Annotated in this window: 21 protein-coding genes and 1 pseudogene; 15 read left to right on the top strand and 7 right to left on the bottom strand. The window is 50.7% G+C overall.

Annotation, left to right across the window (positions count from 1 at the left end):
• Positions 1-171: 171 nt before the first annotated feature.
• The 6 genes from M4D81_RS25455 (at position 172) to M4D81_RS25430 (ending at position 5,902) form a co-directional block, all read left to right on the top strand.
• Positions 172-1,917: an ABC transporter ATP-binding protein gene (locus tag M4D81_RS25455; protein ID WP_071222112.1), complete on the top strand. Its 1,746-nt coding sequence runs from the start codon at positions 172-174 to the stop codon at positions 1,915-1,917.
• Complete coding sequence (locus M4D81_RS25450; protein ID WP_260068479.1) at positions 1,914-3,719, top strand: ABC transporter ATP-binding protein; 1,806 nt, start codon at positions 1,914-1,916, stop codon at positions 3,717-3,719. The genes M4D81_RS25455 and M4D81_RS25450 overlap by 4 nt, the downstream gene beginning before the upstream one ends.
• A 161-nt stretch (positions 3,720-3,880) precedes the next feature.
• Complete coding sequence (locus M4D81_RS25445; protein ID WP_260068478.1) at positions 3,881-4,435, top strand: hypothetical protein; 555 nt, start codon at positions 3,881-3,883, stop codon at positions 4,433-4,435.
• Between the two features lie 189 nt (positions 4,436-4,624).
• Positions 4,625-4,924, top strand: coding sequence for a phage holin family protein (locus M4D81_RS25440; RefSeq protein WP_071222109.1), 300 nt, complete (start codon positions 4,625-4,627; stop codon positions 4,922-4,924).
• 112 nt (positions 4,925-5,036) lie between these two features.
• Positions 5,037-5,555, top strand: a complete 519-nt coding sequence (locus tag M4D81_RS25435) for a DinB family protein (RefSeq protein ID WP_260068477.1) — start codon at positions 5,037-5,039, stop codon at positions 5,553-5,555.
• Positions 5,556-5,743: 188 nt separating this feature from the next.
• Positions 5,744-5,902, top strand: coding sequence for a hypothetical protein (locus tag M4D81_RS25430; RefSeq protein ID WP_155087117.1), 159 nt, complete (start codon positions 5,744-5,746; stop codon positions 5,900-5,902).
• 51 nt (positions 5,903-5,953) lie between these two features.
• Here M4D81_RS25430 and M4D81_RS25425 read toward each other — a convergent pair whose 3' ends face one another.
• Together M4D81_RS25425 and M4D81_RS25420 are read right to left on the bottom strand one after the other, a co-directional pair.
• Positions 5,954-6,184 carry a hypothetical protein gene (locus M4D81_RS25425; RefSeq protein ID WP_071222107.1) on the bottom strand — a complete coding sequence of 77 codons (231 nt, stop codon included), beginning with the start codon at positions 6,182-6,184 and terminating at the stop codon, positions 5,954-5,956.
• Entirely contained in the window at positions 6,185-6,760 is a 576-nt protein-coding gene (locus M4D81_RS25420) for a 5' nucleotidase, NT5C type (RefSeq protein WP_260068476.1), read from the bottom strand. It lies immediately after the preceding gene.
• A gap of 286 nt (positions 6,761-7,046) precedes the next feature.
• Here M4D81_RS25420 and M4D81_RS25415 point away from each other — a divergent pair, with 286 nt between their 5' ends.
• The 3 genes from M4D81_RS25415 to M4D81_RS25405 all read left to right on the top strand — a co-directional run bounded on the left by M4D81_RS25415 (position 7,047) and on the right by M4D81_RS25405 (position 12,369).
• The gene (locus tag M4D81_RS25415; RefSeq protein WP_260068475.1) at positions 7,047-9,299 is read left to right on the top strand and encodes an excinuclease ABC subunit UvrA; all 2,253 of its coding nucleotides are present in this window, start codon (positions 7,047-7,049) and stop codon (positions 9,297-9,299) included.
• Between the two features lie 292 nt (positions 9,300-9,591).
• The gene (locus M4D81_RS25410) at positions 9,592-11,268 is read left to right on the top strand and encodes a glycoside hydrolase family 13 protein (RefSeq protein WP_260068474.1); all 1,677 of its coding nucleotides are present in this window, start codon (positions 9,592-9,594) and stop codon (positions 11,266-11,268) included.
• Positions 11,269-11,307: 39 nt separating this feature from the next.
• The gene (locus M4D81_RS25405) at positions 11,308-12,369 is read left to right on the top strand and encodes an NAD(P)-dependent alcohol dehydrogenase (RefSeq protein WP_083397709.1); all 1,062 of its coding nucleotides are present in this window, start codon (positions 11,308-11,310) and stop codon (positions 12,367-12,369) included.
• 131 nt (positions 12,370-12,500) lie between these two features.
• Here M4D81_RS25405 and M4D81_RS25400 read toward each other — a convergent pair whose 3' ends face one another.
• Positions 12,501-13,349 (bottom strand): hypothetical protein, encoded by an 849-nt coding sequence (locus M4D81_RS25400; protein WP_260068473.1) that lies wholly within the window; start codon positions 13,347-13,349, stop codon positions 12,501-12,503.
• Positions 13,346-13,864 carry a sigma-70 family RNA polymerase sigma factor gene (locus M4D81_RS25395; RefSeq protein ID WP_071222101.1) on the bottom strand — a complete coding sequence of 173 codons (519 nt, stop codon included), beginning with the start codon at positions 13,862-13,864 and terminating at the stop codon, positions 13,346-13,348. The genes M4D81_RS25400 and M4D81_RS25395 overlap by 4 nt, the downstream gene beginning before the upstream one ends.
• A gap of 281 nt (positions 13,865-14,145) precedes the next feature.
• On the opposite strand from M4D81_RS25395, the gene M4D81_RS25390 reads away from it, so the two are divergent.
• The 5 genes from M4D81_RS25390 (at position 14,146) to M4D81_RS25370 (ending at position 18,232) form a co-directional block, all read left to right on the top strand.
• Positions 14,146-15,396, top strand: a complete 1,251-nt coding sequence (locus tag M4D81_RS25390; RefSeq protein ID WP_260068472.1) for an MFS transporter — start codon at positions 14,146-14,148, stop codon at positions 15,394-15,396.
• Positions 15,397-15,817: 421 nt separating this feature from the next.
• A complete protein-coding gene (locus tag M4D81_RS25385; protein ID WP_071222099.1) occupies positions 15,818-16,138 on the top strand; it encodes a PadR family transcriptional regulator in 321 nt (106 codons plus the stop codon).
• 71 nt (positions 16,139-16,209) lie between these two features.
• On the top strand, positions 16,210-16,551 hold the full coding sequence (locus tag M4D81_RS25380; protein ID WP_071222098.1) for a DUF1048 domain-containing protein: 342 nt from the start codon (positions 16,210-16,212) through the stop codon (positions 16,549-16,551).
• Positions 16,552-16,720: 169 nt separating this feature from the next.
• A complete protein-coding gene (locus M4D81_RS25375; RefSeq protein WP_260068471.1) occupies positions 16,721-17,482 on the top strand; it encodes an ABC transporter ATP-binding protein in 762 nt (253 codons plus the stop codon).
• Positions 17,483-18,232, top strand: a complete 750-nt coding sequence (locus tag M4D81_RS25370) for an ABC transporter permease (protein WP_071222096.1) — start codon at positions 17,483-17,485, stop codon at positions 18,230-18,232.
• Positions 18,233-18,335: 103 nt separating this feature from the next.
• On the opposite strand, the gene M4D81_RS25365 is transcribed toward M4D81_RS25370, so the two are convergent.
• Entirely contained in the window at positions 18,336-22,535 is a 4,200-nt protein-coding gene (locus M4D81_RS25365) for a WIAG-tail domain (protein ID WP_260068470.1), read from the bottom strand.
• Between the two features lie 651 nt (positions 22,536-23,186).
• On the opposite strand from M4D81_RS25365, the pseudogene M4D81_RS25360 reads away from it, so the two are divergent.
• A pseudogene (locus M4D81_RS25360) lies at positions 23,187-24,684 on the top strand (HD-GYP domain-containing protein).
• Positions 24,685-24,863: 179 nt separating this feature from the next.
• Here the strand turns inward: M4D81_RS25360 and tatC are convergent.
• Both tatC and M4D81_RS25350 read right to left on the bottom strand, forming a co-directional pair.
• Positions 24,864-25,634: a twin-arginine translocase subunit TatC gene (gene tatC, locus M4D81_RS25355; protein ID WP_260068469.1), complete on the bottom strand. Its 771-nt coding sequence runs from the start codon at positions 25,632-25,634 to the stop codon at positions 24,864-24,866.
• Positions 25,635-25,657: 23 nt separating this feature from the next.
• Entirely contained in the window at positions 25,658-25,909 is a 252-nt protein-coding gene (locus M4D81_RS25350) for a MerR family transcriptional regulator (RefSeq protein ID WP_071222093.1), read from the bottom strand.
• Positions 25,910-26,117 lie beyond the last annotated feature (208 nt).

The raw sequence follows: 26,117 nt of genomic DNA, 5'->3' as shown, positions 1-26,117 counted from the left end.
GACTTGCTATTTTTATATAAAGGGAGAAGGTTTATTACATATTTATAATTATTCTTTACCTAGGAATGACGGTCGATATCATGTAGACTGGTAATGATTTACTGCCGCCACACCTTGCTTTATGGGGTATGGAGGTCCGTACATACTTGCTTGCATATGGGGGTGGGCACTATGCCCAAACAAGAAAAGGTTTCCATGTCTTGGCTGCTGCGGTATTTGAAACCGGTTAAAGGACGGCTAATACTGCTGCTCGTGTTGCTGCTGACGTCGACGGGCTTGCAGCTCTTGAATCCGCAAATTGTCAAACGGTTTATTGACACGGCAGCCGAAGGAGGAGTTATAGCCGCGCTGATTCAGCTGGCGGGATTGTTTCTGGTCGTGGCTGTTTTTAACCAGCTGATAACCGTGGCTGTCAGCTATATGGGGAACGATATTTCATGGCGCGCGACAAACCGGCTTCGCGGCGATCTTTTGAAGCATTGCTTGCGGCTGGATATGCGATTTCATAATGTCAAAACGCCCGGCGAGATGATCGAGCGGGTGGACGGCGACGTGACGAATATTTCGAACTTCTTCGCGATGTTCATCGTGCAGGTTATCGGAAGTTTTGTGCTGCTAGCTGGCATACTAGGATTTATGTTCACGGTCAATCTGCCGATCGCGATCGTCATGACGGTGTTTACGCTGCTGTCCATTTTGTTCATGGTGTTCATCCGGAATATGGGCGTCAATTCTTCGAAGAATGAACGTGAAGCCAGCGCTTCGCTGTTCGGGTTAATTGAGGAACGCATCGCCGGCATTGAGGATGTACAGGCGAACGGCAATGTGCCGTATGTGATGAATCGGTTTCACCGGATGATGCGCACCGTTTTTCTGAAAGGAAGAAAAGCCTGGATGCTCCGCGTTGTCCCTTGGAATACCACGGTGATTCTGTTTGCCCTTGCGGTTACCGCTGTCCTGTTACTAGGGGTTCGCTATTATCTGATCGGTGAAATTACGCTGGGGACCCTGTTCTTAATCTACCAATATACGCAGATGCTGAATGATCCGATCGAGATGCTGGGTGACCAGGTGCAGGAGTTCCAAAAGGCAAAATCCGGCATGCTGCGTTCCAGAGAGTTGTTGTCCAATAAGAGCGAGATTGTGGACGGAGAGCAAGAAGAGCTTCCGGAAGGGGCACTCGGTTTGGAATTTGAGGGCGTCAGCTTCAGTTATAACGAAGATAAACCGGTGTTAAAGGACATCAACTTTGAAGTCAAACCAGGTGAACGCCTGGGCATTATCGGTCGTACCGGCAGCGGAAAGTCGAGTCTCAGCCGTATTCTGCTTCGACTGTATAACATCGACAGCGGCGTGATCCGCGTTGGGGGGACCGATATCACGAAGCTAAAGCTGCCCGCGCTTTACCGCCGGGTGGGTATGGTCACACAGGATGTGCAGCTGTTCGATGGCTCGCTGCGTGACAACCTGACGTTGTTTGATCACGGCGTGTCGGATGCATTCATTCTGGAAACGACGGAGCGTTTGGGGCTTCGGCAATGGATCGATGCACAGCCGGAAGGCCTGGATACGCATCTGACAGCAGGCGGAGCTTCGCTGTCCGCGGGAGAAGCGCAGCTGTTCGCTTTAACCCGGGTATTTTTGACGCAACCAAGTCTGGTGATTCTGGATGAACCGTCTTCACGCCTGGACGCCGCAACGGAAATGATGCTGCAGGTAGCCGTGGATCAGCTGATGAGCAGCTGTACGGGCATCATCATCGCGCACCGGCTGGCTACGCTGGAGCAGGTGGATAAAATTATGGTGCTGGGTGACGGGCGAATTATGGAATTCGGCGAACGGGAAGCTCTTGCGTTAGATCCGGCATCACATTATGCCAGACTGCTGAGCACAGGCAGAGAGGAGGAACTGGCATGACCATCACGGGTTTTATAGGGCGCCTCTTTCGATTCAGGCCTTCATTATTTTTAATCAACGGTCTGCTGTGGTGCATATTTCATTCCTTGCCACTATTGATCGGACTGGGGATGCAGTGGTTTTTTGACCGGGCGACGGCCAGTTCCACGGATTATGTATGGCTGGCGGTGCCCTTGATCTTTATTGCCGTTGTAAGGGTAGCGCGGGTAGGGACGTTCTTTGCGGCCTTCTATCAATGGGTAACGTATATTTACCACATTCAGGCCATTCTGCGAACGAACATGCTGGCCGGGATTATGCGCTGGCCGGGGCGTAATTTGCCAGCTTCTCCAGGGGAGGCGATGAGCCGCTTCCGCGATGACGTGGATGAAGTTGTGGAATACGTTGAATCCTGGGTGGATTTCTGGGGACGTCTCGTTTTTGCCCTCGTATCCGTTGTCATTATGGCGAGCATTAACTGGAAGATCATGCTGGTGGCCGTGCTGCCGCTCGTGGTGGTCACGCTCCTCAACAATCTGTCCGGCAACCGCGCGCGTCGTTACGGCCTAAAGAACCGGGAGGCTACAGGGCGCATTACCAGCTTTATCGCGGAAACCTTCGGTGCGGTTCAAGCCTTGAAGCTCGGGCAGGCGGAGGATCATGTGCATGAGCGCTTCATGAAGCTGAACGAAGACCGCCGGCAGGCAGCGCTGAAGGATAATCTGTTCAAACAATGGATGCGATCCTTGAATCAGCATGTGCTTAGCATCTGTACGGGATTGATTCTGCTGATGTGCGCAGCTGAAATGCAGGCCGGGCGTTTTACCGTCGGGGACTTTGCTTTGTTCACGTCTTACCTGGCCAATATCGGCTTCAGCATTTCCTTATTCGGTTATATGGTATTCCAGCACAAGCGGCTGAAGGTTTCCTTTGACCGGATGCGGTCTCTGTTTCGCCCTGGTGAGGAAGACCGGATCATTGAGGCACGGGAAACGTATCTGAACGAAGAGCCGCCGGAACTGCCCGTCATTCACAGAGAACCGGGAGAAATGCTGAAGGAGCTGGAAGTCAAGAATTTATCGTACCATTATCCGAATTCGGATAACGGTATATCGGATATTAATTTTCGCCTGGAGCGCGGCAAGTTTCTGGTGGTGACCGGACGAATCGGGGCGGGGAAATCGACGCTTGTCCGGACATTGCTGGGACTGCTGCCAAAACAGGAAGGAACGATTCGCTGGAACGGGGAAGAGGTGGATCCGGCAACCTTCCTTATGCCTCCTCGGGCGGCCTATACTCCGCAGGTTCCAAGGCTGTTTAGCGATCCCTTGAGAGAGAACATCGTGCAAGGGAAGAAAGAGCGGACCGAGGAAGCTCTGGAACGGGCTGTTCGGCTGGCCGTCATGGAGAAGGATATCGAGAATCTGGATCAGGGACTGGAGACGTTTGTCGGTCCGAGGGGCGTTATGCTGTCGGGGGGACAAATCCAGCGGGCGGCTACGGCACGCATGCTGATCACGGGCGCGGATTTATTCATTTTTGATGATCTGTCCAGCGCGTTGGACGTGGAGACGGAGCAGCAGGTATGGGATGGGTTGTTCAAGGAGCAGGGCGTCACATGCATCGCGGTATCGCATCGGAGGGCAGCCCTTTCGAAAGCCGATCATATCATCGTTATGAAGGATGGGCGGATCGAAGCGGAGGGCAGCTTGACGGAGCTGCTCGCCACGAGTGAAGAGATGCAGCTGTTATGGCAGGGCGAGCAGTCCGCTGTCGAGGCTCAGGCCCCCGCAGAGGATGAAGCTGAAGTTAGTAAGGTATAACATCAAGTTTGGTTTGGAATTGGGGATGTAAGAACAGGTTTCGACAGGTTTAGATAGGTTTAGAGCAGGGCAGCTTCCGTTGGTGTGGAGGCTGCCTTTTTTTGTATAATATTAATGGGAAATAATGGATCTATATTCAGATGTATAAGGGAGAGATCTATATGAAGAATCGCAAATTCTTGGTAACGTTCGGTTATAACCTGGACCATAGCAATATCGATTACCTTGTGTCTGATCGCCTGTCCCGCCATAAGGGCTGGATTCAGAAGGATTACTTTGATCCGGTGCTGCACACAGGGGCTGCGTTTATTCTAAACTACCAGATCATCGACACGAATGCTGCCAGAGTCTCGCAGCGCTATTACTTGGATGATTACCACGTCACGGAAGCCAAGCTGCAAGGCTTTCTTTACTCGCTAAACAAGCTGAAGGGCACGCATGTGTTGTGCAATCCCAGGGTACAAGGACATCACTGGACCGTTATTGATGGGCACGAGTACAGCTGTTATGCCTATCAGACACTGGATGGAAGGAATCTGCGCTTCTTGCAGTACGAAGAGGATTCAGAAGAAGCTTCTCTTAAGAAGGGGGTGCCCCGGATTCCTGAGGATCAGCACTACCTAGTCTTTCCCTCTGATTGCAGTCAAGAAGAGAAGGATCGGCGGTTGACCGATTGGATCATCGGAATTATTGAAGCGGGGAGGCAGCAGCCTTAAATGTCACCGCCATTCATGATGGATACTCACTGCGTATTTCCACCACCGGGGAGCAACGTAATTCGTCGCTGCGTCTGCATATCGTCAAACCTATCGTAAATTCCGTTTCGCATATTCTATTATTTTACTTGCGAGAATAAGGATATAAATACAAGCCGATCGATAGGCTCGAGGAATAGGATGTAGAAGATGAATGGAAAGGGTGGGTTTACCATGGAATGGAGCGTCATTTTTCAATTGATCGACCCGCGGCTCTTCATGGTCGTTGCTGCCTGTTGGGTAATCGGATATGTGCTGAAGCAAACGCCCAAGGTTCCGAATTGGAGCATTGTATATTTGGTTATGGTCGTATCGATTTTGTTCACAACCGGCTTGATCGGCTGGAGCGTGGAAAATATCATTCAAGGCATACTCGCAGGGGCGTTTGCGGTATTCGGCCATCAGGCCGTTAAACAAACGGCAGAGGCGATTGCGACTAGAAAGAAGTAAGAACGGCTGAATGGTCCGGGATGATTTTTGCCTAAACCGAACTTTACCTGGAGTCTGCCGCTTGAGCCTGTTACTCTTAAGTCCATAAGATGATTTAAGGGAGCGTGAAGATTTGCAGAGGAAAACGTTGACGGTTGAGGCCCTGCCTGGATTTGAGCCGGAGATCGGCCGCTGGATATGGGGACTTGAGGATGTGCGGCGAACGATATTGAAACAGCTGGAAGGGATTCGGTATGAGCAGTTGAACCATAGGGTGGACGGTCGGCAGTCGATCGGTTCGCTGTTGTACCATATTGCTTTCATTGAAGCGGATTGGCTATACGCTGAGGTGCTTGAATCCGATTGGGATCCGAAAATAAAGGCCAGCTTTCCCTGGGATCACCGTACCGCAGATAACCGTCTTTCTGAAGTGCCGGATCAGCCGCTCGTTGAGCATCTCCACCGTATGCAAATGGTTCGTCAGGAACTGGTTGCCCATTTCCGAGGCATGGACCTTTCGGACTGGAGAAGACCCAGACAACTGGAGCCGTACGATGTGACGCCCGAATGGGTCATCTATCATCTGATTGAGCATGAGTCCCACCATCGGGGACAGATATTTCAGCTGTTAAGGGAACTGGAGCAAGCTTAAAGAATCGAAAGTCCACTCAGATGAAAGTTTTGGCCTTCGCGGCTAAAGAAAGAGTTTTTTGAGGCTGCTGCTATTCACGTTCATATTCCCCGGGCAGGGAGCTTTCCTTGCTCTTTTTTTGTATACCCTGCAACGATCCAGATGTCAAAACGTAATAAGCATATAAAGAGCACGGTATCGGAGGAGATATGATGAATAATGAATTTTACGTCGGGTGGGGAACGCTGGCATTAATCAATGCAGGATTGGCTCAAGGGAAAAATAGAACGGGATTAAACTGGTTTCTGCTATCCCTGTTGTTAGGTCCGCTCGCAACCCTGATTCTTGTCCTGTCAGCTAAAAGGTAATCAGAGCAATTAAAGAGCCGCCTCCCGGCAAGGGAAGCGGCCTTTATCGGTTTACATCCGTTGAAACATAGCGGTGTCACGGCTGTAGTGCGTCAGATAACCTGTCTCTTCGTTGCGGATGCGGACGACATCCGGTGTGTAGCATTCAATGTAACCTCGCTCGATCTCCACGTACACGCTTGCGGGATCCTCTTCCCATACGGAAACCACGGTTTCCGATAAGGCGGCCGCGAAAAAATGGATGTCTTGCGATAGGTACCGGCTATTGCGGTCTGTATTCATTTATTTCATATCCCCTTGATGGTTAGAATCAGATAAAATGCGGTCTACTAGCTCGTTCATTCCCTTCCAGGAATCCTTCAGAATAAATTCATGCTGAATATGCGCGTTCCACGGACGCGGAATCAGAATGGTTTGTTTTCCGGCTTTTCTGGCGGCAATCGCATTATGGGGACCATCGTCAATCAGAAGATCAAATTCCACTAAATCCTTGCGTTTGGCCACGAAAAAATTCTCGAACGGAATAAAAGGCATATGCCGCTGCAGCCATCTCCATTTCTCGGGCACCGAGGAGGGGCGGGCTGCGGTAACAACAATGACGTCATAATCATGCGTCATTCTGTGGACTTCGTCAATCGTATATTCATCAAATAGTTCAAGTTCTTCATATAAACCCGGCTTTCCGAAGAAAAACTCCTCCGAGCATTCAGGATGCCAGATTTGGTGCAGGTTATAATCGGTAATCTGATCCAGCGTCAGCTGAGGATCCTTGTACTCAAGATTGTGATAATGAATGGCCTTGGGTATGAGATGGCAGATGGTGTCATCCATATCGATGGCGACTATTTTTTTGCTCATATCGTCATTACTCTCCTGTTAATCATGAATTCTAAGAAACGATGATGTTCCGTAAATTGTAAGGGACAGGATGCTTGTTGGCAAACTGGAATCAAAAATGGGAGGGAGTAACATTTTCTTTCTCCTGACTCATTATAAACTAAGTATAGCATTAATGCGGCAACAACCTTCCTGATATTTCGCGGTTACGGGAATAACTTAATAAAGCCTTCGTCCATTATGACAGTACATGTCATGATTGCCCTTTTATAATAAGAACACTACAAGGCACAAGGGAGGAACGGCCATGGTGCAAGAATATATCAACATTCGTGGAGCCAGAGAGAATAACCTGAAGAATGTGACGCTGCAAATTCCTAAACGAAAAATTACGGTCTTTACCGGCGTATCCGGGTCGGGCAAATCGTCCATCGTGTTCGATACCATCAGCTCGGAAGCTCAGCGGTTGCTGAATGAGACGTTTACCGCTTTTGTCCGTAACCGACTTCCACGGCACAGTCAGCCGGACGTCGATTCGATCGAGAACTTGTCGACGGCCATCGTCATCGACCAGAAGCGTCTGGGGGGCAATTCGCGATCCACGCTAGGGACGATTACGGATCTGTACGCCATACTCCGTCTGTTGTTTTCCAGGGTGGGAAAGCCATTTGTGGGATATTCCAACGTCTTTTCTTTTAATGATCCGCAAGGCATGTGTCCGGAATGTCAGGGAATCGGCAGGAAGGTCGAGCTGGATCTTAATAAACTGCTGGATACAAGCAAATCTTTGAATGAGGGGGCGGTTCGATTCCCTATTTTCTCAGTAGATAGCTGGTATATGAAGAATTACACCATGTCCGGGTTCTTTGATAACGACAAGAAGCTGGCCGACTATTCCGAAGCGGAATGGGATCATTTCCTGTACGGCAAGGAGGGGAAGGTGACGTTCCCGTCCAAGGGAGGACCGGTACAGTCCGACTTCGAAGGTCTCGTGTTGAAGTTTAACCGGCTTTATATTCAGAGAGACAGCAGTGAATTATCGGAACGCACCTTGAATCACGTCAAAAATTTTATTACGCATGGCACATGCCCGTTATGCAAGGGGACGCGGCTCAGTCAATCGGCATTAAGCTGCTGGATCAACGGCTATAATATCGCCGAGTGTGCGGCCATGGAGATCGGGGAGTTAAGAGAGGTCATCCTGAATATCAAAGAGCCCGTGGCTGCCAGTATGGTGGCCAGCTTGGCCGAGCGGTTGCAGCACTTGATGGATATGGGGCTGGATTACTTGACGCTGAATCGGGAGACGACCACGCTCTCTGGGGGCGAGTCGCAGCGGGTGAAGATGGTTAGGCATCTGGGCAGCAGCCTGACGGATATGATGTATGTTTTTGATGAGCCTAGCGTGGGTTTACATCCACGGGATGTTCACCGGCTGAACGACATGCTCAGGAAGCTTCGCGACAAGGGCAACACGGTGCTGGTCGTGGAGCATGACCGTGACGTGATTGAAATTGCCGACCATGTGGTGGACGTGGGGCCGAATGCCGGTACCCGGGGAGGGGAAATTGTCTTCGAGGGCACGGTTGAACAGCTATGCAGCCAAGATTCTACGTTAACCGGGCAGTATATGAAACGTTTCATGCCGATGAAAGAACAGTTCCGGGTACCGACAGGACAGATGCGGATTGCCAATGCCAATCATCATAATCTGAATAATGTAACGGTGGATATCCCGGAAGGCGTGTTGACCGTGGTCACGGGCGTAGCGGGGTCAGGCAAGAGCTCGCTGATTCATCATGCCTTCCTGTCCCAGCATCCCGAGGCTGTCGTCATCGACCAGTCTGCCGTCAGCACCTCGATCCGTTCAAATCCTGCTACTTATACGGGCATCATGGATGACATCCGGAGTTTATTCGCCAAAGCTAACGACCAGAGTCCATCCCTGTTCAGCTTTAATTCCAAAGGAGCCTGCCCCGACTGCCACGGGCTTGGTTTCATCTATACGGACCTGGCGTTCATGGAAGGCATCAAGTCGCCGTGCGACACCTGTGACGGCAGGCGCTTTAAGGATGATGTTCTGCAGTATAAGCTCCATGGAAAAATGATTACCGATGTGCTGGATATGACCGTGCTGCAGGCGCTCGATTTTTTCGAAAAAAAAGAAATCAGGCGGCGGCTGGAGGCTTTGCACGATGTGGGCCTGCACTATCTGACCCTCGGCCAGCCGCTAAGCACTCTGTCCGGGGGCGAAAGCCAGCGCATCAAGCTGGCCAGCGAGCTGCATAAGCAGGGAAAGATCTACGTGATGGACGAGCCGACGACCGGGCTGCATATGTCGGATGTCGGGCATTTGCTGGACATGATGAATCGGCTCGTTGATAATGGCAGCACGGTGATCGTGATCGAGCACAATCTGGATGTGATCCGTCAGGCGGATTGGATCATTGATCTCGGACCCGAGGGCGGCAGCAGGGGGGGCAGGGTCATGTTCGAAGGAACGCCTGCTGAACTGATCACGGCGGAACAATCGCTGACTGCGAAGTATGTACGAGGTTAGCGGGAAATCAAGGAAGTGAAGGCCGGTCCTGACCGGAGTCTGACCGAACCCATGCAGTATGTAACATGGGAGCAGGGAGAAATTCGCTTTTCGTAGTTTCATAATAGACTTGCCAATGGCCATGCCGCATATCCCCGCGGCATGGCTATTCTATGGTTGTTAGGCTTATAAGATCGCTTAAACGGCAATACTGTATGCTGCGACAGACCAAGTTGGTTAATGATGTACGTGTAATGACTCGGTCCGCATTTCTAAATAAGCAGCATCTTTATTGTAAACGGGGGATACGACAATGCAGAAAGTATGGTGGAAAGAAGCCGTTGCTTACGAAATCTATCCGCGCAGCTTTATGGATTCGAATGAAGACGGCATCGGGGATCTGCAAGGGGTTATATCCCGCCTGGATTATTTGAAGGATCTCGGGATTGATGTTATATGGGTATGCCCCATCTATCGTTCGTCCAATAACGACAACGGTTACGATATCAGCGATTACCAGGATATTATGACGGAGTTCGGATCCATGGCCGACTTCGATCAGCTGCTGGCCGAAATCCATAACCGCGGCATGCGGCTTATTATGGATCTGGTGCTCAATCATACCTCGGATGAACATCCGTGGTTTATTGAATCCCGTACCTCAAGGACCAATCCGAAGCGGGATTACTATATCTGGCGGAATGCGAGGGATGGAGCCGAGCCGAACAATTGGGAATCCGTCTTCACCGGCTCCGCTTGGGAATATGACGAGTTAACGGATCAATATTATCTCCATCTCTATTCCAAGAAGCAGCCTGATTTAAACATGGAGAATCCGGCGGTCAGGGATGATCTGGTCAAAATGATCCGTTGGTGGCTGGATAAAGGGATTGACGGTTTCCGCGTGGATGCGATTACCCATATTAAGAAGCTTCCGGGTTTGCCGGACATGCCGAATCCGAATCACCTTCGTTATGTCGACTCGAATCCCGGACATCGGAATATCGCGGGCATCCATGAATTTCTTCAGCAATTCAAACGCGAGGCGTTCGCTCATTATGACATTATGACGGTTGGCGAAGCGAGCGGCATTCCGATAGCGGAAGCAGACCGCTGGATCGGGGAAGAGAACGGGTCACTGAATATGATTTTTCAATTTGAGCATGTCAATCTTGATTTCGGACTGGAAGGACGCTGGGATTATGCGGTCTGGGACTTGGCCGAATTGAAGCAGATCATGCATAAATGGCAGACGGGCCTTGAAGGCGTGGGCTGGAATGCCCTCTATATGGAGAACCACGATCAGCCGCGGTCCGTATCCCGTTTTGGCGATCCGGTCCATTATCATAAGGAATCGTCCAAGATGCTGGCTACTTTTTTTATGCTAATGCAGGGGACGCCGTTTATTTACCAGGGGCAGGAAATCGGAATGACGAATGTCGAGTTTGCAGAGCTGAGTGATTATCGGGATGTGGAGATCTACAATTATTATCGCGAGCGGCTTCTGGACGGGAAAGACGTGTCCGAGACGATGCGTAGAATCGCGTACCGGGCTAGGGACAATGCAAGAACGCCGATGCAGTGGGATGACACACTCTATGGCGGCTTCTCAACGGTTGTGCCGTGGATCCGCTGCAATCCGAATTATCATGAAATCAACGTAGAGCAGCAGCTAACCGATCCCGACTCCATTCTGAATTACTATAAAGCCTTGATCCGACTGCGCAAATCCAGTGAGACGCTGATCTACGGAAAATATGAAGCCGTGCTAAACGAGCATTCAGAAATTTTCGCCTACTCCAGATCGCTCGGGAACGAGACGTACTTGATTGTTCTCAACTTTTATAGCGGAACACCGGATTTTCAGTTCCCGGCAGAATGGCGTGAGCATCAACCGGAAGTTGTACTCTCGAATTACGAGCGTTCGGACCGAAGCTTCGACGAATTCGCTCTACACCCTTATGAAGCGATAGTTTATCGTGTAAACTAAGTGGGTAAGCGATTTCTTGAGATGAGAGGTGAATGCAGCTTGCCACAATTCAATATGATGTCTGCCGCCGTTCTTGATCGCCCGTTATCCATTGGGGTGAAGCAGGTCCCCATTCCGGAGCCAAAGCCGGATGAAGCCTTGATTCAGGTGTACTGCATCGGCATATGCGGCTCGGACGTGCATTACTATGAGCATGGACGGATTGGCAGGTATGAGGTGAAAGAACCGCTGATTCTGGGGCATGAGCTTGCCGGCGTTGTGGTAAGAACGGGGGAGAAGGTAAGAAATGTCTCCGTTGGTGACCGCGTGGCCGTGGAACCGGGTGTAACGTGCGGGCGCTGCTCTTATTGTAAAAGCGGACGTTACAACCTGTGTCCGGATGTTGTATTTATGGCAACCCCTCCGGTTGACGGGGCTTGGGCCGAATACGTTGCGGTACGAAGCGACTTCCTGTTCCGGCTGCCGGATGAAATGTCCTTTGAGGAAGGCGCTTTGCTTGAACCGCTGTCCGTAGGACTCCATGCCGTACGACGCGGGCGTATCCGGCCAGAGGACCGGGTGCTGGTGCTCGGACTGGGGCCGATTGGCTTGCTTGCCATGGAGGCGGCCAAAATGTCCGGAGCCTCTCAGGTATATGGCAGCGACGTCGTGGAATACCGGCGTAATCTGGCCCTGCAGATGGGAGCCTCCGGCGTGATCAATCCGATGGGCGAATCCGTTTCGCAGCGATTGAACGAACTGACGGACGGCAATGGCATTGATCTTATTATTGAAACGTCGGGCAACGCCGGGGCCATCGCGGATTCGATTGGTTATGTGAACCGGGGAGGCCGGATCGTGTTTGTAGGTCTGCCCACAAAGGATGCGATCCCGGTGGATATTGGAGCTTTGGTTGACGCCGAGCTGGATGTATATGGCGTGTTCCGCTACGCAAACACGTACCCGGCGGCTATTCAGATGCTGCAAAACAAGGCCAGCCGCATACGCGATATCATCACCCACCAATTTTCCTTGGATCAGATCGAGGAAGCCGTAGAGCTTGCTCGCACGCACAAGGACACCAGCGTAAAAGTCATGATCTATCCTCATCCAAACGTTTAAGGTGGTTCGCGGCCTGGAGAGTCGCTTCGGGAGCTGTCGTGTAACAAACGCGCCAATGCAGCGTAATGGACCATCATCAAAAAGCACCGCTCCAACACTTGTCGGAGCGGTGCTTTTTTTCGCGTTACCGGTTAGTTCGGGCGTTCATTACTCATCCAGCTGTCGATGCGCAGATCATCGCCGTAGCTGTCGCGGGCCGAAATTTCGCCGAGCTTCTGCTCGGCTTCCTCGCGGGTATCGAACCCGCCGATGACCGCGATGAAGTCGTTGCTGGCCGTCTTAATGAAGGTCACGTCGTCTTCCATATAAATCTCTTCAAGGATGGCGAGGGATTCCCCTTGCGGCATGGCTTCACTGCGGATATAGAAGACCTCGCGCGGGGTGACCGGCTCTCCGGTCGAAGTGAGCTTCAGCTCAATATAGCCGGGGTCTTTATATTCGGATATGGTATGCTTCACGCCATCCTTCAGTTCAACGACAAAACGCATTGCCGAGTCGTCCAGAATCACATTCTCGTAGACATCCTTCACCAGCGGCAGAGCCAGCATGTCTTTCTTAAGGGTTTCATAATCAAAATTTCGTACTCCGTTAAACGTGAAGATCAGACGGTTTGGCGCATCCCGATGATCCACCGTGTAGGCCGGGACACTTGAAACGGACTTGCCTTCCTGGTCAAATTGAATTTTTAGTACGTCTTCGGAAGCTTCCGTGCCCACGGTAACGCCGTCGGTCCGCTCGCCTCCGCCCCCGAATTGCAGAACCTGAACGATGCTGCCCACCAGAGGGACTTTGGATAAGGCGTTGGCCACCGTCGGGATGTTGATCACGAATAGCAGGGCAACGGCAGCTGCAACAACGGAAGAGTATCTCGTCAAGCGCATGGAGCGTTTGCGGGCAGCCGCCTTTTTCTGTGCAGCATCGATAACGCCGGTTAGCTGGGCGGGGATTTCAATGTGTTCGTAGCGTTCTTTTCCTGTCATAGGCTATCGACCTCTCCCTCGATTAGATATGATTTTAGTTTTCCGATAATACGATAAAACCTGGTCTTGACGGTACTTTCGGACACGGATAACACATCTGCCATTTCTCGAAAGCGCAGGTCTTCAAAAAACTTCAAAATCATGTAGGTTTTCTCCTCCGGCAGCAGTCTGTCCAGCGCATCGTACAGATCCATCTTCTCTTCCAGCGGTACGGCATGCTCTGCGGCTGCATAGTCCTGCGTCTGGTCTTCCATATAAGTAACCCGCTTCTTGCGACCGAGATGGTCAATGGCAGCGTTAATAACGATCCGGGTCATCCAGGAATCAAAATACTGCGGCGTGTTCATCCGCTCGTAAGCGAGATATCCCTTATAGGTTGCCTCGGAGACGATATCCAGTGCCTCCTGTTCATTTTTGACATAGCAATAGGCTACCCGGTATAACTTGTTTTTGCATTTCTCCATATTTTCGCTGAACTGTTGCTGTTTCGACTCTTTCGCTCTCAGTTCACTCACCCCTAACTACTAGCACTAGTAATATTGTCATGGCACGAATTCGTTTCATCTATTCATTCATTGGCCGGATTGGATCATGCTCAAGTACTTGAGTGCGCTTGACTGATCATTAGACCGTGGAGGAGGCCAAATAGTTTTAACCGGGGATAAAAAAAGTCCATGAACTTAACAGAAGTCCTTAACGGTGTTACTATATTAACCATATAAAATGTACGGAGGCCAGAACATGTAGGCTTTTCTACCCTAACCCATACAACTAAATACAGAATTGGGGTAGAAAGATGGAAAGGAAATCTTTTCGATATCTCTGGATCGGTCAGGCGCTCGCCAATAGCGGCGATTTATTTTACATTGTCGGCCTGATGGCTATGATCCATGAGATTACAGGATCTGCCATGCTGATGGCCATGGTACCCTTTCTCACGACGATGGCACGGTTTATAAGCGGGAGCTTTGCACCCGTATTGATGGATAAATACAGCCTCAAGTCACTGCTTGCTTCGTCTCAGATCGGAAAAACGGCCATGCTGTTTCTGTTGTTGGTAACCTGCTATGTGCTGAGAGAGCAGGAGGCGACGGTCTATGCAATCCTCGGATTCGTATTCCTCATCTCTCTGCTCGATGGCTGGGCTGCACCTGCAAGTCATGCCATGCTGCCGCGTCTGGTGGATGCCGCTGAGCTGACGAAAGCGAACAGCTTTGTTGCCATCGTGGATCAATTGATCCAGCTGGGAGGCTGGGCTGTTGGGGGACTGCTGGTCGCAGCCTTGGGCGGAAGCAACGTGATATGGCTGACCTTTGCTCTGGCCCTGGCAGCCGCTGTCTGCATGAAGATGATCGAGGATCGGCATGAATCCTCCCCGGAACAGAAAGAGAAGGCGCGCGTTTCGAATTGGCGTTCCATTCAGGAAGGCTGGACACTCATTTGGAAACAGCCTTCTATTCGGGCGATTCATGTGATTTATGTATTGGAGACGATGGCGGGTGTGATTTGGATCGCGGCGACCATCTACGTGTATGTAGCCGATGTGCTGCACAGGGAAGAGGCATGGTGGGGATATATCAACGCAAGCTTTTTCCTGGGACTTATGCTGGGCGGACTGTTTGGCATGAGAGGCGCAGGGCTGATCGACCGCAACATCCGCAAGTTCGTCATCTGCTCTTCCTTCGGCATCAGTATCATGACGTTCGGTTTTGGATTGATCTCGGTGCCTTGGCTGGCCCTGGTGTTTTCGGCAGGCTTCGGCGTTTTTGAACAGCTTAAGGCAGTCTCGCTTCAGACTACACTGCAGCGGGGCATATCTGTCCATGTATTGCCGAAAGTGTACGCTGCCCAAAGCGCGCTAGTTTCGCTGGTATTCGGCTTATCCACCCTGTTGTTTGGGTTCATAACCGATGAATTTGGCGTTCGGGCTACGTATATCATCGCTGCCACGGTGCTGTTCATCTCGGGATGCTATGCATTACGGATGCGAACGAGATTGCCGGAGTCAGGGGAGGGGCTGGAACAAGGCCGGATCGGCATCGAATAATCATTAAACTTAAGGCGAGCTTAACGCTCGTCTTTTTTGCATGCATAAATGGATCCGGACGCAAGCTACAGCAAGCATCATCAATACGGTTTACGGTACGTGAAACCTAAATAATCGCGGGGCGATACTGATTTAAAAATATTTCGAAAATCCGGTTGACAATCCATCTACTACGTATTACGATATACCTGTAGTAGGTCACACTGAATACCGACAATACTGAGCAATGAGGTTGCAAAAATATTTTAAAGAAATTGTTGACATCCCCTACTACTCAGTATTACAATGTACATGTAATGAGTAATACTTAATAGCGTGTTTTTCCAAATGCTATTAAGTAAAAAATTCCCTTAGTACTATGTTATACTGAATATAGGTAATACTGAATAGGGGAGGGACGAAATAAAGGAGGCTTTCGAAAATGGAAAATTTAACTGAAATGCTGAAAGGTTCGCTGGAAGGCTGCGTGCTGGAAATCATCAGCCGCCGTGAAACCTATGGCTATGAGATTACCCGCCGTCTGAACGAGCTTGGCTTTACCGAAGTCGTGGAAGGGACGGTCTACACCATACTCGTGCGGTTAGAAAAGAAAAAGCTGGTGAACATTGAAAAGAAACCGTCAGACATGGGGCCGCCGCGCAAGTTTTACTCACTTAATGAGGCTGGCCGTCAGGAGCTTGAATTGTTTTGGGAAAAATGGGATTTCTTATCATCCAAAATCAACGTCTTGAAGTCAAATTAGCTTCATAAGATATTCAGTCCGATATTGTGTGGTGCCTTGTTCAGCTTTATATAAAAGGAGGAAAAAATAATATGATGGAAATGTTCAAAAAAATGATTGGTGAGAAAAAGGAGTACAAAATGATGATGGCACGGGTTGAAGCCCTGCCAGAGGACTACCAGTTTGTATTTAAGAAAATTCAAAACTACATGTGGAATTTCTCAACGGGCAACGGGATGGATATGCTGCACATGCAGTATGAATTAATCGAGTTGTTCGAAGCTGGTGCGGCCGATGGCAGACAAGTGCTGGAGATCACTGGTGAAGACGTGGCGTCCTTTGCCGACGAACTAGTGGCAAACGCTAAAACCTATGTAGCCAAGTATCGGCAAGATTTGAATCAGGATATCTTGAACCGATTGGGAAAAAAATAACTCCAATAGATAATACGACTGATTAGCTGGTTATCAAATGTGAATTACCGCCTTCGCTATTCAGTTAATTTTTGACCCGGTAGTAAGTCATACGGATTATCAGTCTTACTAAATAGATGAGTGTAGGCAATCCAGCTCAGCAAGGCGCTTATTATAAGGAGGATAAAATATGAGAAATGTAGCGATTTCTGTAAAAGGGTTAAAAAAATCCTTTAAAGACAAAGAAGTCTTAAAGGGGGTAGATTTTGAGGTGCGGCGCGGCGAAATTTTCGCAATGCTGGGCTCCAATGGAGCGGGCAAGACAACGACAGTCAATATCCTCTCGACGCTGATGAAGCCCGATGGCGGGGAAGTAGGTATTTGCGGCTTTGACGTCCAGCGTCAACCGGATCATGTCCGCCAGAGCATCAGTCTGACAGGGCAGTTTGCAGCTTTGGACGGCATGCTCACCGGGCGGGAAAACCTGATGATGATCGCCAAGTTGCGGGGAGTTTCCAATCCTGCTCAAGTTGCCGACAATCTGCTTGCAAGATTCAGCCTGACCGATGCGGCTAATCGCCGGGCAGACCAGTATTCCGGCGGGATGAAGCGCCGGATTGACATCGCCATGAGCCTGATCGGGACGCCAGCCGTCATTTTTCTCGACGAACCGACGACAGGGCTTGACCCCGAAGCGCGAATTGAAGTTTGGGATACCGTCAAGGAGCTTGCCGGCGGCGGCACGACCATCTTGCTGACAACGCAGTACCTGGAGGAAGCTGAGCAGCTGGCGGACCGTATCGCCATCCTGCATAGCGGAAAAATCATCACGACCGGTACGCTTGCCGAACTCAAAGCGATGTTCCCGCCGGCGAAAGTGGAGTACATTGAGAAGCAGCCGACATTGGAGGAAATTTTCCTCGCGATCATCGGCAACAAGGAGGCGATGTAAATGAAAAACAAAACAGGGACATTACTAGGGCGTTTAATGCGCAACATCTTGCGCAGCCCGGATACGATTATCACGGTGGCGATTACGCCGATTATGATGATGCTGCTGTTTGTCTACGTATTTGGCGGTGCCATAGAGACAGGTACGGACAACTACGTCAATTATTTATTGCCGGGAATCCTGCTGATGGCTGTCGCATCCGGCGTCGCTTACACTTCACTGCGGCTGTTTACGGATATAAAAAGCGGGTTGATGGCGCGTTTCGTTACCATGCCCATCAAGCGCTCTTCGATATTGTGGGCTCACGTGTTGACTTCGCTAGTTTCTAATGCGCTTACTGTCGTGGTGGTTTTCCTCGTCGCGCTGCTGATGGGCTTCCGTTCAAGCGCGAGTATCCTGGATTGGCTCGCGGTAGCCGGGATACTAGGGCTGTTTACGCTGGCGCTGACATGGCTGGCGGTCATCCCTGGATTGACAGCGAAGTCTATGGAAGGGGCGACAGCCTACTCGTACCCACTGATTTTCCTTCCGTTTATCAGTTCGGCCTTTGTTCCCACCGAAACCATGCCTAAAATTGTTCGGGCGTTCGCTGAGAACCAACCCGTGACATCGATCGTGAATACGATTCGTTCCCTCTTGTATGAAGGGTCTGTTGGGAACGGGATCTGGGTTGCGCTTGGCTGGTGCGTCGGCATCATGGTCATCGCTTACTTCTTCGCCAGTAAACAATTTAAACGCCAGTTAGGGTAAGTACACCATGATGAGATTCGCCATTTCAATAGTCAGCCGGTAGTCTGAAAGAGACCCTCCCCTGTTATCAGGGGAGGGCCTCTTTTATTTGGATGCTATGGCGTTATCGTGAAGGGCCGATTGCAATCCAGGACATGAAACCATAGGCGAGATTGCAGTTAGGCTGGCGGCTTACTTCAAGGACGGCGGCATCCTCCCGCTGGGATTTCAAGGAAATCTGGAAGCCAGGATTGTTGCTCATTCCTACAATGATATAGTTGATCCCAGCAAAAGCCTCCTCGAATTGGACGGTCACCTCGGTCAAGGCTTCAGCTCCAAATACAAAAGGCGTCATGCCGAATTGCTGCAGCTTCGGCTGGCCGGCTGCGCTGCGTATTGGCGCAAAGCTTAAATGTTCTGCCGTTACGGCGCCTTTAGCCAATTGTTGTCCGGTAACGGCTCCGTCGGCCAGATGGGCGCTTGTGACGGCGCCGTTTGCAAGCTTATCGCTATCAATGGATCCTTCGGCCAACGTGAAGTTATTGAAGGCATCCGGTCCAAGATGCTTACTGCCGATGGTTCCGTCGGCAATCTGTGCTCCAGTGACGGAGCCGTCAGCAATGTGCGCGCTAGTGATGGAAGCCTCAGCAATTTTGCTGCCAGTTACCGATCCTTCGGCCAACGTGAAGTTATTGAAGGCATCCGGTCCGAGATGCTTGCTGCCGATGGCCCCGTCGGCAATTTGCGCTCCGGTAAGTGAGGCGTCAGCAATGTGCGTGCTAGTGATGGAAGCCTCGGCAATCTTGCTGCCGTCAACTGAGCCTTCGGCCAACGTGAAGTTATTGAAGGCATCCGGTCCAAGATGCTTGCTGCCGATGGCTCCGTCGGCAATCTGCGCTCCGGTAAGTGAACCCTCAGCAACATGCGCGCCAGTGATGGAGGCGTCAGCAATTTTGCTGCTAGTCACCGATCCTTCGGCTAACGAGAAATTGTTGAAGGCATCCGGTCCGAGGTGCTTGCTGCCGATGGTTCCGTCGGCAATCTGCGTACCAGTAAGCGATCCATCAGCAATGTGCGTGTTCGTGATGGAAGCCTCGGCAATCTTGCTGCCGTCAACAGATCCTTCGGCCAACGTGAAGTTATTGAAGGCATCCGGTCCGAGGTGCCTGCTGCCGATGGCTCCATCGGCAATCTGCGCTCCAGTCAGGGAGCCGTCAGCAATGTGCGCGCTAGTGATGGAAGCCTCAGCAATCTTGCTGCCAGTAACCGATCCTTCGGCCAACGTGAAGTTATCGAAAGCATCCGGTCCGAGGTGCCTGCTGCCGATGGCTCCGTCGGCAATCTGCGCTCCAGTCAGGGAGCCGTCAGCAATGTGCTTACTAGTGATGGAAGCCTCAGCGATCTTGCTGCCTGTAATTCCACCTTCCTGCACAAGTTCCGTTGTGATTGCGCCGGCTTCGATATGCTGCGAACCGATGCTGGAAATTTGCAGGTGATGGGGAAGAACGGCACCCTCCGCCAGCTGCCTCGATTTTACGGCCCCCGGCTGCAATTGATCGACGCCAACGCTGTCCGGCTGCAGGTGGACATGACCGACAGACTGATTTCCAAGATGCGCTGCGTTGATCGAGTACGGCGCCAGGTGATGGCTTTGAATCGAGAATAATTCAATATGCTTGGAGCTCACAGCGCCTTCGGCAAGATGTCCGCTCTGGATCGACTCTCCGGCGATATGCTCAGGAAGGACAGCGTCGTTCGTGATATGTGCGGACTCTATGCTTTCGGCTTGAATGTGCCGGGCATTGACAGAGCCGGAAGCAAGATGGCGTCCAGTCACCGATCCTTCATCCATATGCTGTGACTTCACAATATCCACGCCCAGATGGTCAGACTGGACGCTCGCTTCTTGCAGATGCACTGCTGAAATGGAGAGAGGCTTGATCTTGTCACCACTCACGGCGTTCGCCTGCAGCGCGGCTCCCGAGACCGACGAAGGCGAGAGATGGGCTTCCGTAATCGATTGTGACCCGATTTTTACGCCAGGTATGCTGCCGTCGGCAAACAACGCTTCCGCCGAGCGGCTTTCATCGGCCAAATGGCTCAACATGATGGATTTTTTCTTCAAGTGATAACCATGAATGGCTTCCTGCACGATATGTTTGCCCAGGATGGATTCCAGTCCCAGATGTGCGCCCTCTACAGCTTGCGGAGCGATTTTCTCCGAAGTAACGGCCTTGTTCTGAATCGCTTCTGAGGTCACCGCATTCGGCGAGAGATGAGTGGATTGAACGGCCTTTGGAGCTATTTTGCCAGCAGAGACACTGCTCTCAGCCAGTTTATTAGAAGTTACGGCAAGGTCTGTCAGTTTATCCGTGGTCACGCTTTCCGGAGACAGCTTCGGTGAGGTTACGGCGTGGTCCCCCAGATGTCGAGGCGCAATAACCCCATCGCCGATCGAGGACTCCACGATGCTGCCTGCGGCAATTTTATCTGTCGTTACCGCACCCTGGGCGAGCGCTTGAGTCCGTACGCTTCCCTTCTGCAGATGACGGCTGGCAATAGAGCCATCGGCCAGATGCTGCTCGCGAACCGCACCGTTTTGCAGAGCTTCGGCGCCTACACTGCCCCCTGACAGATGCTGCTGCTGAATGGCCTCACTGGCAATATTGCCGGAGGTTACGCCATGCTTAGCAATAATGGCTCCGCCAACCGATCCAAGCGCAAGCTTTTGGCTTGTCACGCTCTCAGGGGCCAGCGTCTCTTCTCCGACGGATGCGGGCTGAAGATGCTGTTTTCCGATCGCTCCGTCAGCCAGATGCTGCTCCGCTATCGTTTTGGGATGAATGGCGCTCCCTATGACGCTTTGAGGCGCGAAATGCTTAGATATGATGCTGCCCTCGGCAATGTGCTCGGCGTTTACTGCATCCGCAGCGAGATGCCGGGTTTGAATGGCATCCGATGCAATTTGGTCTGATTCCACCGTATCCTTAGCCAGATGGCGCGTTTGGACGGCTTCATTGGCAATTTTGTTAGGAAGTATGCTCTGATCCGCGATTTTCGAAGCCGTCACCGCTTGTTCCACCAGCTTCACGGTATGGACGGATTGATCGGCAAGCTTGGAGCTTGTAACACTGGAATCAGCCAGATGGCGGGCGGATACTGCATTGATGCTGATCTGATCGGAACCGATAGAGCCAGGCCGGATTTGCTCTGATCCTATGGCTCCATCCGCTAAATGGCGGGCGCTGAGCGAGCCTTCTTCAATATGTCCGGCATTGATGGCACCATCTGCAATTAGGCCTGACCCGATGCTGCCGGCAGCAATATGTTCCGCAGTTACAGCTTCGCTGGCCAAATGCTTGCTTTCGATGCTTTGCGGTTTTATGTGGGACGCTGAAATGGCATCATCGGCGATTTTTTTTCCTGTTACGGCACCTTCACGGATTTTGGTCGAAGTGACGGCATCCTCTGCAAGCTTGGAGCTATGGACGCTCTCATTAGCGAGATGTCGGGTTTCTACGGCGCTGGATGCGATTTTGTCTCCTTGGACCGCTTGGTCTTCAAGCAGGTCGGTTGTCACGAGAAGCTGTTGAAGATGACGTGCAGTAATAGCCCCATCCGCGATTTTGTCGCTAACTACGGCGTGGTCTGCCAGCTTCTGCGAGGTTATACTGCCATCCTTAATCTTGCTGGCATTCACGGAACCGTCTCGAAACTTGCGCGTAGATAAGATGCCATCCATTAGATGTTCACCCGTGACCGATAATGGCGCGATTTTTCCTGAGGTCACGGCTTCGTCGGCAAGGTGCAGACTGGTGATGCTGTAGTCTTGTATTGCTTCAGGCCCGACGGCACCACGCGACAGCTTGGATGCTGTGACCGCTCTCGAAGCGATCCGGCTTTCGGTTACCGCATATTCCCCTATGTCCTCTGTATATATGAATGCGCCCTTAAGTTCAGGCATTTCCTTTTCCAAGATCAACTGCACATGCTCGATCTCCATCTCGGGAAGGGAGGGGGGATCGGTAGGCACGGTCGGGGTGTCAGCGGCTACAGCCTCTTCTGTTGGTAAGCTGGAAGCTTCGTCAGATATCGATAATGGGGTATTTTCTTTGTTTTCTTTTTCTTCTTGTTTTATTTCCATGATGCCGATAAGATCCTCATCCAGATCCATAATGGTTGCTGCTGAAAGAATGTGGGCATCTTTATCTTTTTTTGGGCTGCGTCCTTTATTTCGCTCGAGCAGATCGAGTTCCCTCGTAGTGGGATCTACCCTGTAGGGCTGGGAAGAGGAAGATGATGGGCTTTTCTTCTTTTTCTTCAAAACAACACGCTCCTTCCGAATACTCATCGTCTTCGGTATCATATGCAGCCGTTTAGGCGACTGTCACTGGTCTTTTGGGATTCGACAAACGAAAGGGCAGCGTAAGATGGAAAAGGACCCGGCCAAAGGCCGAGTCCTTGATTGAGCGCTAGAAAGCACATATAAAATTTAACCCCTGACGGCCGTTAACGGCTGTACAGTCGGTTCCGTATTTGAAGTTTCTTCAAGAATCTTTGCTTCTAAAACGACAAAAGCCCTGCCTCTCTTTCGTCCTTGCGGCTCCGATGACCGCGCCAGTGTGAATCAGAAATCCGTTCCATAAAACTCTTACTCTTAGGGTCATAAAATAGGAATTTGCACTTCAACAGAGATGTAAATAACCATGTTTCGAGGAACTAACGGGGTTAAACTTCATGTAACAATTACTTATTATAGCACAGGTACTTGTAATAAGCAAAGATATTCAAATGTATATTAGAATGTTATGCAAAAACGCTTGATTTTTTCTGGAAATCCAACGATATTCATATTAACAGTTTTTTCTTGCAAATTCTGCTGTTGGGATCTTAAGTTGTAGCATCATGTCGAATACGTTCGGATTCACACCTGCCTTGCCGATGTTTATTATCTGTTAATGAAAGTAGGCGAACGATGCAACTGTATAAGTCTTTTCTTAAACAGCTAATCCGGAACTATATGATCGGGTCCATTGCAGCTGTGCTTGTTGTGGGTGGCGTATTAATGGTAACGACTCTGGAAATTCCTATTGAGGAAGGCGCGCGTCTTGTGGTCATACTGACCATTTCATTCATGGTGATGATTGCGTCCGAGCTGACCGTCTTTCTTCGGCATTTACGACCGATTCACGCGGGGTTTCATGAAGGCCATACGGATTTGGAAACGTTGGAAAAAGCATATTTGAGCATACACCGTATGCCGCGTTTGGCGGTATACCGTATATTCGGACCTCGGCTTGTCGCTCCCGGCCATTCTGCTGACGGTTTGGATGATGGAGCAGGGCAAACTGAATTTTCCGCCGTTCTATATATGGCTGGCTTGCCTGGGGGCGGTCCTGCTAGCCAGCTGTCATGCCATGATCGAATTTTTTCTGACGATAGCCGCCATTCGCCCTTTGATTAAGGAGATTCGGCGGCAGGCGTTATCTCGTTATGGCGTGGACTTCTCCCTTGAGGGCCATGTATTCATGGCGATTCGGACAAAATTTTTGCTCAGCACGATGCTAATCGGCACTTTTCCGCTGTTTTTGTTTAGTCTGGCGGTCCAGATTCGTCTGGAGGGGCTCAGTCAGATCGTAGCTCAGCAGTACTGGGGCTGGGCGGGATTTATATTGCTGCTTGGCGTCGGTTTTGCTTATATCGGCGCCTGGCTCTTGACCCAGGATTTACAGCGGCCGATCCGGCAGCTTTACCGGGCGATGAATGAGATTAAGGAGGGGCGTCTGATTCAGACCTCCAATCTCTATTCTGATGAATTTTCCAATCTGATCGCGGGTTTCAATATGATGGTTCGCGGGTTGCAGGTGCGCGAGGAGCGAAACCGCAAGCTGCTGGACAGTTATTTTGCCGCCCTGGCAGCGGCGCTGGATGCCAGAGATCCTTACACGGCCGGACATTCGCTTCGGGTAGCGGAGTATTCGGTGTTAATTGGCCGTCTGGCGGGACTCAGCGAAGAGCAGGTAGATTTGTTGCACAAGACGGCATTGCTGCATGATATCGGCAAGATCGGGGTTCGGGACAATATTTTGCTGAAGGAAGGGAAACTGACGGCAGAGGAGTTCGATCAGGTAAAGGCCCACCCGGCTCAAGGAGAGAACATTCTGCTGCAGATCGAGCCTGCCGATGCCATGGCTCCTTATCTGGAAGGGGTACGGTCCCATCATGAGCGCTATGATGGAGGCGGGTACCCTGACGGGTTGAAGGGGAAGGAGATTCCGTTGTTTGGACGGATTATTGCCGTGGCCGATGCCTATGATGCCATGACGTCGGACAGGCCGTACCGCAGCGGCATGAAATCAGCGGATGCCTTGAACATACTGGAAGCCGGCAGGGGAACCCAGTGGGATCCCGATTATGCGGGCATATTCGTTAAATATATGAAAGCGGAGAAGAAGGTCATTACGATCCGCTAGTAGGTAATTAGCAGGGAATCGCGCTGATTCTATGGATAGGAATGAGAAGGAGACCGTACCTGTGCAGGTAAACGGCCTCTTTTTTGTGCGCCTGTCGTTAAAATATCACTGCCCCTAGGGCAGCCAATTAAATTTATACTCGTGCTGCTCCAAGAGTCGGCTAGGAGTGAATACGGAAATTAGATCATCTGGTGAACCGTATCGATTTCCGTGCTTTCTTCATGGTTCACATGCTTCTGTTTGCGATGCATCCAGCTTGCCAGCCATGTGCTGATCTCATACAGGGCGATGAGCGGGATGGCAACCATCAGGTGAGATACGAGATCGGGCGGCGAGATCAGCGCCGCAATGATCACCAGAACGACGTAGGCATAGCGCCTCATCGTATGCAGGATAGCCGGGCTTAATATTCCTATTCGCGTCAGAAACAGGACGACAACGGGCAGCTCGAAGGCAAGGGAGAGCGGGATGATGATATTGAACATGAATCCGAAGTACTGGGCAACGCCGTACGTTTCGACAAGGTCCATCTGACTGTTGATTCCTGTCGTAAATGCAAGACTCATTGGAAAAACGACAAAGTACGCAAAGGCAACCCCTATTAGAAAACATAACGCGGAGAATGGGATAAACCGTAGGGCCGCTCTCTGCTCGCGGTTGTTCAGTCCCTGATTGACAAACAGCCATATTTGATAAAGGGCAAACGGCAGGGTAGGAAGCAGCGATAATACGATGCTTATGCTCATATAGATGCGCAGTCCATCCCAAGGCGAGAACACGTTCCAGGTTACCTGAAAGGCCGGTGAGTGATGCTTTAACATGGATAACACATGAGGGGCGGCAATGAGGCCTCCAGCCATGCTCAGGATGAAGACGGCAGCTACCAGTAGGATCCGTTTTCTTAGTTCGGCGATGTGCTCGAGCAGTGTCATGGTACTCTTGAACTCCATAGGCTTCGTCACTCCTTCGGTCATCATCGGAAGATGGGCGTGCAGCGCTGTTTTTTCGTTTTGTTCAATTCCTTCAGTTCAAATGTATTAAATCCCTCCTGCATTTTTTGATGGATTTCCTGGATGCTTTTCACATCCTCAAAAGAATATCGACGATTTCCTCCCTTCGTACGCTCCGGAAATATAAGCTTTCGTTCCTCGTAATACCGAATTTGCCGTTCCGTCAAGCCGGTCAGTTCGCAAACAACCCCAATACTCATCACCTTACTCTCCATAATCTTTACCTCCTATGTAAGTATTATTAACCCTGAGCTATTGTTCCTGGCTTGGGATTAAAATCGAAGAAGATAAAACGGCAATAATTTTGGCGATTCCATTTTGTTTGGAAGGATTTATGACATGATTTTATGAAAAAGAAGGTGAAAAAGCAATCATTTTTCAAAAATAAAAAAATAGTGTAAGAAAACCTAACAAAATTTAAGC

This window comes from Paenibacillus sp. p3-SID867, assembly GCF_025142895.1.
GTDB lineage: Bacteria > Bacillota > Bacilli > Paenibacillales > Paenibacillaceae > Paenibacillus_AQ.
The sequence above is the reverse complement of the archived record's forward strand: the minus strand, read 5'-3'. Positions and strand labels throughout refer to the sequence as shown.

Coding starts and splice junctions, on each gene's coding strand:
- M4D81_RS25455 (WP_071222112.1), top strand. CDS start 172: ATGCCCAAACAAGAAAAGGTTTCCATGTCTTGGCTGCTGCGGTATTTG.
- M4D81_RS25450 (WP_260068479.1), top strand. CDS start 1,914: ATGACCATCACGGGTTTTATAGGGCGCCTCTTTCGATTCAGGCCTTCA.
- M4D81_RS25445 (WP_260068478.1), top strand. CDS start 3,881: ATGAAGAATCGCAAATTCTTGGTAACGTTCGGTTATAACCTGGACCAT.
- M4D81_RS25440 (WP_071222109.1), top strand. CDS start 4,625: ATGAATGGAAAGGGTGGGTTTACCATGGAATGGAGCGTCATTTTTCAA.
- M4D81_RS25430 (WP_155087117.1), top strand. CDS start 5,744: ATGATGAATAATGAATTTTACGTCGGGTGGGGAACGCTGGCATTAATC.
- M4D81_RS25425 (WP_071222107.1), bottom strand. CDS start 6,184: ATGAATACAGACCGCAATAGCCGGTACCTATCGCAAGACATCCATTTT.
- M4D81_RS25420 (WP_260068476.1), bottom strand. CDS start 6,760: ATGAGCAAAAAAATAGTCGCCATCGATATGGATGACACCATCTGCCAT.
- M4D81_RS25415 (WP_260068475.1), top strand. CDS start 7,047: ATGGTGCAAGAATATATCAACATTCGTGGAGCCAGAGAGAATAACCTG.
- M4D81_RS25410 (WP_260068474.1), top strand. CDS start 9,592: ATGCAGAAAGTATGGTGGAAAGAAGCCGTTGCTTACGAAATCTATCCG.
- M4D81_RS25400 (WP_260068473.1), bottom strand. CDS start 13,349: ATGACAGGAAAAGAACGCTACGAACACATTGAAATCCCCGCCCAGCTA.
- M4D81_RS25390 (WP_260068472.1), top strand. CDS start 14,146: ATGGAAAGGAAATCTTTTCGATATCTCTGGATCGGTCAGGCGCTCGCC.
- M4D81_RS25385 (WP_071222099.1), top strand. CDS start 15,818: ATGGAAAATTTAACTGAAATGCTGAAAGGTTCGCTGGAAGGCTGCGTG.
- M4D81_RS25380 (WP_071222098.1), top strand. CDS start 16,210: ATGATGGAAATGTTCAAAAAAATGATTGGTGAGAAAAAGGAGTACAAA.
- M4D81_RS25375 (WP_260068471.1), top strand. CDS start 16,721: ATGAGAAATGTAGCGATTTCTGTAAAAGGGTTAAAAAAATCCTTTAAA.
- M4D81_RS25370 (WP_071222096.1), top strand. CDS start 17,483: ATGAAAAACAAAACAGGGACATTACTAGGGCGTTTAATGCGCAACATC.
- tatC (WP_260068469.1), bottom strand. CDS start 25,634: ATGGAGTTCAAGAGTACCATGACACTGCTCGAGCACATCGCCGAACTA.
- M4D81_RS25350 (WP_071222093.1), bottom strand. CDS start 25,909: ATGGAGAGTAAGGTGATGAGTATTGGGGTTGTTTGCGAACTGACCGGC.